The organism is Segatella salivae DSM 15606 (genome assembly GCF_000185845.1).
Classification (GTDB): domain Bacteria; phylum Bacteroidota; class Bacteroidia; order Bacteroidales; family Bacteroidaceae; genus Prevotella; species Prevotella salivae.
Window position 1 is genome coordinate 2,141,743 of sequence record NZ_GL629647.1, and the last position, 12,167, is coordinate 2,153,909.

Here is a 12,167-nt window from a genome sequence, read left to right on the forward strand (position 1 = left end):
TAAAAGAGGCAACAAAAAAGAAGCGATACAATCGCTCCCTCATCGCTCCGCATCCTCCATCTGTAACCCCAAATTAACACCCATGTAACATTTATGTATCAATCGTCAGTCGAATAAACCCTCAAATGTAACACAAATGTAACACGATGTAACGTTTCGTTTTGAGAAGCCTCGACTATCTAAATACGCGTAACATCTTGATATTAAACAACTTCATTCCTTTTCGGCCTCTCATCTTCTATATACGTTTCGTTCTGTGCCCCATATAATCATTTCCTTTTGAGCACTCTTTGTGGATATTTCCACACAACGACCATAGTCTGGTTGCGCCGTCTTTTCTAATATTCCTTTAATCTCTTTGAATTGTCTTCTCACCTCTTCTACCATAGATTGGGCTGCTCTTCCGACTGCACCCATCGTCAAACCACAAAAGAGAAAGGCTGCCATTGCACCTATAAATGCCCCCACAAGTACCTTGGGATTCATCAATGTTACTTGGAAAAAGTTCATAAAATCGGGCATCGTTGCCTGCGAAGGATCAAAAGATTGTCCCGCATAGTCAATGAAATGACGACCTTCTTCGACGGCTCTTACCATGGCAATCTTTATCTCTTCTACATACGAAGCGAGTAAAGCTAAGGCCGTAAGTGCCGCACTTCCTATGGCAAACCCCTTGCCTGTGGCCGCCGTAGTATTGCCCAATGCGTCGAGAGCATCCGTGCGTTGTCTCACCACTTGCCCTAATTCACTCATCTCTGCATTACCACCAGCGTTGTCAGCAATAGGTCCATAGGCATCTGTTGCAAGCGTTATGCCGAGTGTTGAGAGCATTCCCACGGCGGCAATCCCTATTCCATAGAGCCCATGGCTTATGGAATCAGCTCGCATACTCATATCAAACCCATTGGCACAAAGGTAACTTAGCATGATGGATAAGGCGATAACTAACACAGGAATACATGTAGAGATCATGCCAGTACCCAGCCCTTTGATGATAACTGTAGCCGAACCCGTTTCACTTGCCTTTGCAATCTCCTGCGTAGGACGGTAACTTTGTGAGGTATAATACTCTGTTGCTTGTCCTATAATGACGCCAGCCACGAGCCCACTGATAACAGAAAATGACAAGCCGAGCCAGTTTTCTATGCCTAAAAGATAAAGAATCACAAACGAAGCCACGGCAATCAAAACCGCACTTACATTCGTTCCAAGTCCTAAAGCGCGTAACAAGGCTTTCATGTCTGCCCCTTCTTTCGTACGAACGAGAAAGATTCCGATGAGTGAAAGGAATATACCTACGGCGGCAATAATCATTGGTGCAATGACAGCCCGTAGCTGCATATCGCCATTTAAGGCAAAGGCTGTGGCTCCAAGTGCTGCAGTCGACAAGATGCTTCCACAGTAACTCTCATATAAATCGGCACCCATGCCAGCCACATCCCCCACATTGTCGCCCACATTATCAGCGATAGTAGCCGGATTTCGAGGGTCATCTTCGGGAATATCTGCCTCAACCTTTCCCACGAGGTCAGCCCCAACATCGGCTGCTTTGGTATAGATGCCTCCACCAACACGTGCAAAAAGTGCTTGCGTTGATGCCCCCATACCGAATGTGAGCATAGTAGTTGTAATTGTTATCAAGGCAATATTGCCATCCGAATATACGAAACTGAGAATCAAAAACCATATCGCGATGTCTAAAAGTCCAAGTCCTACAACGACAAGTCCCATCACAGCACCACTCCGAAAGGCTACTCTCAACCCATGATCCAACCCTTTTCGCGCTGCGTTTGCCGTGCGTGCAGAGGCATAAGTAGCTGTTTTCATGCCGAAAAATCCGGCAAGTCCCGAGAAGAAACCACCCGTAAGAAAGGCTATTGGCACCCAAGGATTCTGTATTTTTAAGGCATAAGCCATAAAAGCGAAAAGCAAAGCAAGCACCAAAAAGACTATTCCCACAACCTTATATTGCTGGCGTAGGTAGGCCATTGCCCCTTTTCTAACGTGCGAAGCGATTTCTTTCATCTTCAGTGTTCCTTCTTCTTCCTTCATCATTTCACTGAAAAAATACCATGACATGCATAGCGCTGTGACCGAAGCCAATGGTACTAACAAAAAAACAGTAGGGATATTCATCATGTTTTCCGGTTAAATTATAAGATTGTTAAACTTTATGTCGTTCGCAAATATACAAAGATAATCGCCCCGTTGTACTCATTTTTGTTTATTTAACTATATTATCGGTTTCCTCACTGCTATCCAAACAGCCCACATCCTCTATTTATGTGGTTTGCCATCCTTCTGAAAATATAACATTATCAATCACAGATTATTTCTTAATGCGTAGGTATTGCATCAATAATATGTGGCATGATACACACCAATGTAAATGATGTCAATCGTCAATGCCGTAGATATAAAAATGGTTTCCCAATGAATGTATTTGGCATAACAAGTGTTTTTAGTGCATAATGGTGCTTGTTTTATTGCGATGTTTCAATGAATACATCCAATAATGCAAATGTTTCAATAATGCAACGCCTTCAGCGTTGAACTACAAATGCATTATATACTATGTGACTTTACATGATAAACAGCGTCATTTTATGCGATAATCTGCATCAAATGGTCGTGTAACTAATCAACGAAAATGAAGAAAAGTCGAAGTTGGCGTAAACTAACTGATAATGAGTGAGAAATGGAACGATTTGCATAGAGGTGCTCTTTTCAAAAAGGGTAGGAATATGCAGATTTAGGCAAAAGTTCAGTTACCAAAGCATTACCTGATTTTGAGATAGGTAACGATGGAGTAATGTTCGGTAACTGAATTATTTTCGCTCGTGTGGCTGTTGCTGCGGTCGGCAGTTTTCTGCATAAGTGAGGAACGCTTTAATTCGGGTAACTTTGCCCATAAAAATTAAAGCGTATGAAACAAGAGAAAATGAAGGTGTTGCTCTACCTCAAAAAGAGCGGTCTTGACAAGTCGGGCAAGGCTCCCATTATGGGACGTATTACACTTGGAAGGAGTATTGCACAGTTCAGTTGCAAACTCTCCTGCAACCCAGAGTTGTGGAATCCCCGTGAGAGTAGAGTGGACGGCAAGAGTCGTGAGGCAGTAGAGATAAACGGCAGGTTGGAGAGTTTACTGTTGTCTGTTCAGTCGGCTTATCAAGCCTTACTTCCCAAAGGTTGCCCATTTGACGCAACCGATGTAAAGGAACTGTTTCAAGGCAGCGTACAGACACGATGTATGCTTATCGAACGATTGGACATCCTCATCAGGGAGAAGAAAGAACATATAGGAATTGACATTAAGAGAGAAACAATTTCCAATTACTATACTACCCGTAATAATCTTAGGACATTTATCGAAGACAAGTACAAGGTGGAAGATTTGTCTTTCTCGCAACTTACAGAAAATTTCATTTATGACTTCAGGGACTACTACTTGAACAAATTAGGGTTTCAGGAAAGTAGTTTCTATGCAGTTGCATCCCAAATAAAGATCGTATGCAGGGTGGCATACCGTGAAGGATTGGCTGACACCTTATTATTTGCTAATGTAAAGATAGCAAGAGGTGATAAGAAACTCCCAAAGGCACTTGACAGACGTTCACTTGACAAACTAATGAATACCCACTTCGGAGAGTTGGAGGAAGAAATGGAAACAGCAAGGGATCTGTTTGTTTTTGCCTGTCATACAGGTGCAGCCTATTGTGATTTAATGGGATTAAGTAAGACACATCTTGTCCGTGATGATGAGGAAAATCTTTGGATGAAGTTCAATAGGAAGAAGATAGGTGTACTTTGCCGTATTAAGTTGTTGCCCGAAGCGATTAGGATAATAGAGAAGTATCGAGGCGAAGAAAGGGAAAGACTGCTGCCACAGATGAAGTATGCCACCTATCAGTCGTATCTTAAAGCATTGCGCCTTAGAGAGGGTATAGCCTTTCCCTTTACCACGCATACGGCAAGACACACCTTTGCCACACTTATCACGCTTGAGCAAGGAGTTCCAATAGAAACGGTGAGCAAGATACTCGGACATAGCAACGTAAGTATGACCGAGCGTTATGCAAAGGTTACACCACAGAAACTCTTTGAGGAATTTAATTGTTTCCTTTCTTTCACGGAGGATATGCAGATGAGTATTTAGCAATAGACATATTAAAACTAAAATCATTATGAGAAGTACATTCAAGATACTGTTCTATATCAACAGACAGAAAACTAAGGCAGACGGCAATACCGCCATTCTCTGCCGTATCACCATCGACGGAAAGAATGCAGCCATTACCACAGGAGAAGAGTGTAAAGTCTCCGAGTGGAACACCAAGCAGGGGTTGACAACCAACAAGAAAACAAACCAAAGAATCAATGAGTTCAGGGATTTGGTGGAAAAGACCTATCGGAACATTCTTGTAAAGGATGGAGTAGTAAGTGTGGAACTTGTAAAGAACCGCTTACAGGGTATTGCCACCAATCCGACCACGCTCCTTGCCATGAGCAGGGCGGAACTGCAAGCAGTCAAGGAAAGTGTTGGCAGATCAAGGGCAGAGGGAACTTACCTGAACCTGTTCTATTCTGACAGAAATCTCCGTGAATTTGTAGAAAACAAAGGAGTGCAGGATATATCCATCGGAACAATTACAGAGGACTTGTTCGAGGAATACCGCTTCTTTCTCAAAAAACGTGGGCTGAAAGCATCCACCGTCAACAGCAACCTCTGCTGGCTGAGCCGACTGATGTTCCGTGCGGTCAGCAAGAGAATTATCCGCTGCAATCCGTTTGAGAATGCCAAGTATGACAAGGAGGAAAAGAAGATACGTTTTCTGCAAAAGAGCGATGTAATGAAACTTATGGCAATGAAGATGAACGACAGAGAAGCGGAGCTGGCAAGACTGATGTTTGTCTTTTCCTGCTTCACAGGCTTGGCTATCTCAGATATGGAGAATTTGGAATACAAGCATATCCAAACGGCAGCGTACGGACAGATGTATATAAGAAAGGAACGTCAGAAAACCAAGGTTGAGTTCATCGTGCCGTTACATCCCATAGCTGAAGCCATCATCAACCATTGTAGGAGTGAGAAGAGGAGAAGCGAGGAACAGCAGACTGTGAAAGAAAAAGACGACAACCTTGTCTTTCACCGTGATTGCAGCCGCAGTGTCATGGATGCCAAACTGAGTATTGTGGGAAAGGCTTGCGGTATCTGCCAAAGACTTTCTTTCCATATGGCAAGACATACATTCGGCACAATGAGCCTAAGCGCAGGTATTCCTATTGAGAGCATAGCCAAGATGATGGGACACGCCTCCATATCAAGCACTCAAGTTTATGCGCAGGTGACGGACAAAAAGATATCAAAGGATATGGACAGGCTCATTGCCAAGCAATCGGCAAAAGAAAAGGAAACTTCGGAGAGAGAGGCTTGTGAATCTTCGGATATTGTAACCTGTAAAATGGAAGAAACGGCATGAAGACAAACAACAATCCAAAAATAAGAACAAACACTTCCAATCAGCGTAGTTATTTTGATTGGGGCAGCAAAATGCAAGTCATTCGAAAAGGAAACGGAGAGATAGCCATGACAGAGAGTGAACTTGTGAGTTTTTTTGGGGTAACATGGAGGAAACTCAACCATAGGCTTCAGACAATTATGAAATCTTCCAACCTGCATCCCGAAGAAAGAGTTGCTGACGAGGAAGAAGTCGTTATCAATGGACCACTCAAAGGCTATGCACCGCTCTATCCGCTTTCTATCATCATCGCTCTGTCCTTTCTGTTAGACAACACGGAAGCGCATTTGTTCAGAAAGTACATCTGTCAGAAGCTGCAGAAACCAGCATCCATAATAACACCGATATTCCTGATAGGCAACATGGATAACTGATGGTAATACGCTTTTTTCTTTCACTGATTATATCTTACTACATAACTACAATAGGGTATAATACGGTGAAAGAAAAAATCTTGTAGCGTAGTTAGTAAGAGAAATCTCCAGTTACTACTTAAAAACTACATACTACTTTTATTAGTAATCTTTCTTTAAAACATACTGTTTGCATTATATTTCTATCTTTACTAAATGATATTCCGAAATTGAATGGAAATGATAAATCCAAATTAAAAACACTTCAAAGAATTTTGGAATATGAGAAATACTCGTTATTTTTGCAAAAATAACCGACTTAATGTATGTTAATAAGCAATAAAGAAAAGAAGGTTGTTGATATTCTTAGGAACTGTATTGAAAAAGCAAACACCGGTACTCTGTTTTTTAATAATAGTTTCCCAGAATACGACGACGAGTATGTTGGCAAAATTTTGTCAGATTTTGTCCGGCAGGGATTGTTATTAAGGCTATCTCGTGGTATATACCTAAAAACAAAGGAAACTAAATTCGGTGTTGTTTATCCAACTACCGAGGATATTGCTCGTGCTATTGCAGAAAGAGATAATGCAGAGATTCTCCCTACTGGTAGCACCGCGCTGAATATGCTCGGATTGTCCGAACAAGTTACCATGACCCCTGTTTTTCTCACCAGTGGGTCTGCAAGAAAAATCAAGTGTGGCAATAAAACCATCACGTTCAAAAGAGGAGTGCCCAAGAATTTCGCATTGAAGGGAAAGGTCACACGTCTGTTAGTACAAGCCATGAAAGCTATCGGTGAACAAAACTATAATGGCGAGTGGGAAAGTGCAATCAATGTGATATTGAGTAAATATCCAGAGGACGATACCATGTCGGAAGACTTAAAAGTCATGCCTGCATGGATAAGAAGAAAAATAATAAACATCCTAAACAATAAGAATCATGAGCAGTTGGCAGAATCATAGCATTGATGAGAGGATCTCAATGATACAATCAGTCGCACAAGATCATAATATCGAAGATAATGCGATAGAGAAGGATTGGTGGGTGACAGTAGTCCTCAAAGCCCTGTTTAACACATCTTGTGGGAAATGGCTTCTTTTCAAGGGTGGAACTTCTTTGAGTAAAGGATGGAATCTTATTAACCGTTTCAGTGAAGATATCGACATCTCCATTGACAGAATTTTTTTTGAAAAAATCCTTAACCTGCCATTTGCCAAGTGTGAGAACAATAACCAGGTAAAGAAGTTAAGAAAAGTGTCGCGAGATTATATTCATGGGACACTTTCTGCAGAACTGGATGTGGAACTTCAGAAAATGGGAATTGAAGGATATACTGTAAAGAATGAAACGATAGCGGGGGAACCTCCCAAGCCTATAGATCATGACAGTGACCCAACGGTAATATTCGTCAATTATGAAAGTATTTTCCCGTCCAGCATGAGACTTATTGATGCGAGGATTAAAATAGAAATCAGTTGTCTATCTATGTCTGAGCCTAATGAGAAATGCGACATTCACTCTCTTGTCTTCGATAAGTTCCCTGAGGAGGATGATGAAATGACAGCATCTATCAAGACTGTAACGCCATCAAGAACATTTTTGGAGAAGGCACTGCTTCTTAGTGAGGAGCTTCAAAAGGAAGAACCAAGAACATTGCGTATGTCCCGGCATCTTTATGATTTAGATCGATTGATGGACACGGAGTTTGGCCAGAAGTCACTGAACGATGGCAACCTTTATAAGGCTATCGTAGAACATCGTCGTCGTTTCTATCATTTGGGATATGTGGACTATGACAAAGATTATCCGACAAGTATTGATTTTATCCCCCGAAATGAGGTTCTGAAAGCCTATCGTCTGGACTATGAGACAAATATGGTAGATGGATATATATATGGCGAAGCCAAGCCCTTTAAGGAATTGATGAAAAGAATGGAGAAATTACTTCATGACTTCAGACAAATTATAATTCCTTAGATGTGCCATTGACCATCGTTTGTTACAGGTATCAAAATACGCAATCCAATGTTTCCTTTATGACGGGAGGTGAACTTTGCAATAGTGCTCTTGTTGTTGATTATTCACCCTTAAAAATAGGCCACTAGTCATAAATTTGAGCCTTTTTTCAAGTTTTTCAAAAAAAAGTTTCAAAATTCGTGCAGTCTTTTAGTCACAATCTGCTCCTTTTAATAAAAAGGAAAAGTATATCTATGAAAGTAGATGTTGATATAGACGCATGTAAACAGGGAGAACGGGAAGCTCTCGGAAATTTATACAAGGCATATTCCGACAGATTATTGCAGATATGCCAGCATTATGTGACAGACGAAAGCACGGCAGAAGATATTTTGCATGATGCGTTCATCATCATCTTCACCTCCATCAAATCGCTGAAAGACAACTCAAAATTGGAGGGATGGATGATCACCATTGTAAGGAACCTTTCTCTAAGGTACCTGCAAAGCACAGAGAAGGATGACATTCCTCTGTCTAGTCTGGGCATAGAATTTTTGAGCGAAGAAGACGAGGAAGAAAAGAATATAGAACTTGAACTATTGCTGTCGGCAATAGAGTCGTTACCGGAGGGGAACAGGGAGATATTCAAACTCTCGGTTCTGGATGGTCTTTCCCATAAGGAAATTGGAGAACTGCTTGGTATCAATCCTCACAGTTCATCTTCTCAGTTGGTTCGAGCAAAGAAAATGTTGCGGACCATACTGATGAACTATTGGATGCTCTTCTTGCTTCCAATTCTGATACCTGTCTATATCTATTTCGTAACGAAGGACAAAACTGTTGGAACTTCTGAACACAAGCAAACAGCAGTAACCACTCATAAGGAGCTGCCAGGACAGGTTCTAAAAGAATCTGCCTCTCAAAAGATAGTGCAACCAAGATATTCCATCCCATCAAGTATAAGTACCAGTAATAATGATGAACGTGCCTTGGCAGAAATGGCTACCTCTACTGAAAAGATTTCTTCACGGATGATAACAGATAGTGTAGAATCCGAGCAGCAGACTGTAGTTTTCCATGTGGATTCTATACAGAAACAATTGGTTATAAAGGGTATCAGCACCAAAGACTCCGTGCTTCGCATTCCACAAATTACCGAAGAAAAAATGATGGCATTGAATGAAAGTATGTCGCCTAGTGTCAGCAATAAGAAGAAATACCCATGGACATTTAACTTCGGCTATTCATCTAATGCCGGAGCAAATGGAGCCATGTCCAATTTGAACTACCTATCAGTAGTAGATTACGCTAACGGTGGGGCTTCGGCCAAATTATATACATGGGATGATTATGTAAATTATTTGGTTCGGAACAATGCACTGATGGATTCTGTCGAGAGGGCAAAAATGTCATGGATAGCACTGAATAATGCAACAGAAGGCAACGCGTCCTTAGGTGAGAAGGCGCACCACTACCGCCCCAAAACCTTTAGTTTGTCGCTCAACAAGCAACTAAGTTCCCATTGGACTTTTGGCACAGGATTGACTTACACAAGAATGAAGTCTGATTTTGAGAGTGAGTTTCATGGTGCGACCTTGTTGAAGACCCAGAAGATTGATTATGTGGGCATACCATTGCGATTGACCTATCGTATATGGAGCAAGGGACGATTCAATGCCTATACGACCGGTGGAGTGACATTCGAGATGCCTGTCCACAGTTCGCTTGAAAAGAAGTACATCATAACAGCCGACTCGTCGTACACGTTGAAGAGGGACATCAAGCCACGTTATCAGTGGTCTGTAAACTTAGGTGTCGGTGTGCAGTACAAGCTATTCAAGCCTTTCAGTCTGTATTTAGAACCTAACATGTTCTATTACTTCTGGAATGGCAGTGGCCTTGAAACCTACCGCACAGAGCATCCGTTCATCATAACAGTACCATTTGGATTGCGGCTTACTTGGTAAATGAAATAAATAGATAAAAAAGTCATAAATATTGTGCAGTCTTTTCGTGGTTTTCTGCTCTTAACAATAAAAGACAAAACTCAAAAGAAAGAATGTACAGTATTTATGACTACATCCACAACGGAATAGTATTTGCCAACAATGTAATACGCAGACGGCATAAGGAACTTGCTTCCTTGATGATATATTCCACTACCAACTGCCAGTCACGTTGCAAGCACTGTTCCATTTGGAAGAAACCTACGGAAAATTTAAGATTAGACGACATCATCAAGATAATGAACAGCAAATGTATAACGAAACGCACGACGGTCGGCTTGGAGGGAGGTGAGTTTATCCTTCATCCCGAAGCAGACAAGATATTGGGATGGTTTGACACTCATCATCCTAACTATACGCTGCTGTCTAATTGTCTTGCGGTAAACAAGGTAATATCTGCTGTAAAAAATCATCACCCCAAGCATCTGTATATTTCACTTGACGGCACCAGAGAAACCTATCTCTATATGCGTGGCAGGGATGGATATGATAAGGTTATCGAAGTTATAGAGGCGTGTAGGGATATTGTTCCTATTTCCTTGATGTTTTGCCTTTCTCCGTGGAACTCGTTAGAGGATATGAAGCATGTCATAGATTGTGCTAAGAAATATAGCATAGACGTGCGTATTGGCATTTACAGCACAATGTCATTCTTTGACACGACCAAGGACTTGATGGAAGCCAATGATGATAATTTCATTCGTCAGATACCTTCATCCATACATCAAACGGATGAAAATTTTGATTTTGTGGCCCTATATGACGAATGGAAGAATAACAGGCTGAAACTGAGGTGCCATAGCATTTTCAGTGAGTTGGTCATCCATTCCAATGGTGATGTCCCGTTGTGCCAGAATTTGGACGTGGTCTTGGGCAACACCCATGAGAACACGCTTGACGAGATATTCAATTCAAAGGAAACCTGTAAGATTCAGTGTCAACACTCCAAAACGTGTAATCAATGCTGGATCAACTATCACCGGAAGTATGATATTATCCTGTTAAGGAATCTGGAGAAAATGTTTCCCAAGCGACTGATAGAATTGTTTTACGGGAAATATCAATGGACCAGCAACACGCAAATCACCTATAAGGAACATTTCAAGCAAATAACAGCATAAACTATGGGATATATAGACGAAATCATCGGCAGATACAAGAGTGTGCGGAGCATAAGGGAACTGAACCATATCTACACCCAACGGTATGCTCTTGTAGGTCTTGGCAATCATTGTGTCAGTAACCTGTTGCCTGTGATACAATATCTTCAGTTGCCATTGAAATACATCTGTTGCACCTCGGAGAAGAAAGCCGGGCTGATTTCTCAAAAGTACAAGGGAGTAAAAGGTACGACTTCTTTACAAGACATCTTGAATGATGATACGGTTTCGGGAGTCTTTGTGGCTGCTAATCCACATTCGCACTTTCATATAGCAAACGAAGTCATTAAAGCAGGGAAGTCCTTATTCATAGAGAAACCACCGTGTGAGAACGAGAGGGAACTAAAGTCTTTGACCGATACCGTCAAATTATACGGGTCAAAACATATCGTTGTCGGACTGCAAAGACGTTTTGCCCCAGCCACTCAAATCCTGCAAAAGCGATTGAGAATTGGGAGAGGGCGGCACTATCATTATCGCTATCTTACGGGGTTATACCCGGAGGGTGATGCCCTGCTCGACCTGTTCATCCATCCTCTTGACTATGTTACGTTTCTCTTTGGTAAAGCAAGGGTAAAGGCAGCAGAGGAAATGCGCAGCAAGGATGGTACCCAGACCTTATTCCTTATGTTGGAACATCAAGGTATAACGGGGATGCTGGAACTATCAACAGATTACTCTTGGCAGGATGCACAGGAACAATTAAGTATTAGTACGGACAAAGGACAATATGTATTGGACAGAATGGAAAGACTCGATTTTTCCCCAAGACACTCTGCTATATGGGGAATCCCTTTGGAAAAGGTCTTCCAAAATAATGCAACCGTTGTCAGCCTATACGGAAGGAATGGTTTTGTACCAACGATTGGGAATAACCAAATTGTGTCACAAGGGTTCTTCTCGGAAATTCAAGCGTTTGCCGATATGGTTGAAAACAGATGCGAGGATAATCATGCCTTTTGCTTGGAAAGTGTCAAGCATGTTTATTCCTTAATGGCAGAAATAAAGAAGTATATGAACATAATTGACGACCACATATTATAATAACTAATTAAATCCAACAAATTATGAAAAGGTACTTTTGTGTATTACAGGCGTTCATCTTCTCGTTGCTGTTTATTGGTTGCAGCAATGAAGATGAGTCTGCTTCAACTCCCACAGTGCAAG

At 41.5% G+C, this 12,167-nt stretch carries 8 protein-coding genes and 1 pseudogene; 8 read left to right on the forward strand and 1 reads right to left on the reverse strand.

Going from position 1 to position 12,167, the window contains the following annotated elements:
- Window positions 1-264: 264 nt before the first annotated feature.
- Window positions 265-2,139 (reverse strand): annotated as a pseudogene (locus tag HMPREF9420_RS08550) (sodium-translocating pyrophosphatase); the annotation flags it as partial.
- Window positions 2,140-2,926: 787 nt separating this feature from the next.
- Here HMPREF9420_RS08550 and HMPREF9420_RS08555 point away from each other — a divergent pair.
- The 8 genes from HMPREF9420_RS08555 to HMPREF9420_RS08590 all read left to right on the forward strand — a co-directional run bounded on the left by HMPREF9420_RS08555 (window position 2,927) and on the right by HMPREF9420_RS08590 (window position 12,044).
- Window positions 2,927-4,156 carry a site-specific integrase gene (locus HMPREF9420_RS08555; protein WP_007135208.1) on the forward strand — a complete coding sequence of 410 codons (1,230 nt, stop codon included), beginning with the start codon at window positions 2,927-2,929 and terminating at the stop codon, window positions 4,154-4,156.
- A gap of 28 nt (window positions 4,157-4,184) precedes the next feature.
- A complete protein-coding gene (locus tag HMPREF9420_RS08560) occupies window positions 4,185-5,480 on the forward strand; it encodes a site-specific integrase (RefSeq protein ID WP_007135209.1) in 1,296 nt (431 codons plus the stop codon).
- Entirely contained in the window at window positions 5,477-5,893 is a 417-nt protein-coding gene (locus HMPREF9420_RS08565; protein WP_007135210.1) for a hypothetical protein, read from the forward strand. Before HMPREF9420_RS08560 ends, HMPREF9420_RS08565 begins: the two co-directional genes overlap by 4 nt.
- Window positions 5,894-6,198: 305 nt before the next feature.
- Complete coding sequence (locus HMPREF9420_RS08570) at window positions 6,199-6,840, forward strand: DUF6088 family protein (RefSeq protein WP_007135211.1); 642 nt, start codon at window positions 6,199-6,201, stop codon at window positions 6,838-6,840.
- A complete protein-coding gene (locus HMPREF9420_RS08575) occupies window positions 6,818-7,855 on the forward strand; it encodes a nucleotidyl transferase AbiEii/AbiGii toxin family protein (protein WP_007135212.1) in 1,038 nt (345 codons plus the stop codon). Before HMPREF9420_RS08570 ends, HMPREF9420_RS08575 begins: the two co-directional genes overlap by 23 nt.
- A 233-nt stretch (window positions 7,856-8,088) precedes the next feature.
- Complete coding sequence (locus tag HMPREF9420_RS08580; protein ID WP_007135213.1) at window positions 8,089-9,801, forward strand: sigma-70 family RNA polymerase sigma factor; 1,713 nt, start codon at window positions 8,089-8,091, stop codon at window positions 9,799-9,801.
- A gap of 92 nt (window positions 9,802-9,893) precedes the next feature.
- Entirely contained in the window at window positions 9,894-10,961 is a 1,068-nt protein-coding gene (locus HMPREF9420_RS08585) for a radical SAM protein (protein ID WP_044078877.1), read from the forward strand.
- Between the two features lie 3 nt (window positions 10,962-10,964).
- The gene (locus HMPREF9420_RS08590; RefSeq protein ID WP_007135216.1) at window positions 10,965-12,044 is read left to right on the forward strand and encodes a Gfo/Idh/MocA family protein; all 1,080 of its coding nucleotides are present in this window, start codon (window positions 10,965-10,967) and stop codon (window positions 12,042-12,044) included.
- Window positions 12,045-12,167: the final 123 nt, after the last annotated feature.

What these genes read in the sequence shown, in the direction of transcription:
- HMPREF9420_RS08555 (WP_007135208.1), top strand. Translation starts at nt 2,927, where the DNA reads ATGAAACAAGAGAAAATGAAGGTGTTGCTCTACCTCAAAAAGAGCGGT.
- HMPREF9420_RS08560 (WP_007135209.1), top strand. Translation starts at nt 4,185, where the DNA reads ATGAGAAGTACATTCAAGATACTGTTCTATATCAACAGACAGAAAACT.
- HMPREF9420_RS08565 (WP_007135210.1), top strand. Translation starts at nt 5,477, where the DNA reads ATGAAGACAAACAACAATCCAAAAATAAGAACAAACACTTCCAATCAG.
- HMPREF9420_RS08570 (WP_007135211.1), top strand. Translation starts at nt 6,199, where the DNA reads ATGTTAATAAGCAATAAAGAAAAGAAGGTTGTTGATATTCTTAGGAAC.
- HMPREF9420_RS08575 (WP_007135212.1), top strand. Translation starts at nt 6,818, where the DNA reads ATGAGCAGTTGGCAGAATCATAGCATTGATGAGAGGATCTCAATGATA.
- HMPREF9420_RS08580 (WP_007135213.1), top strand. Translation starts at nt 8,089, where the DNA reads ATGAAAGTAGATGTTGATATAGACGCATGTAAACAGGGAGAACGGGAA.
- HMPREF9420_RS08585 (WP_044078877.1), top strand. Translation starts at nt 9,894, where the DNA reads ATGTACAGTATTTATGACTACATCCACAACGGAATAGTATTTGCCAAC.
- HMPREF9420_RS08590 (WP_007135216.1), top strand. Translation starts at nt 10,965, where the DNA reads ATGGGATATATAGACGAAATCATCGGCAGATACAAGAGTGTGCGGAGC.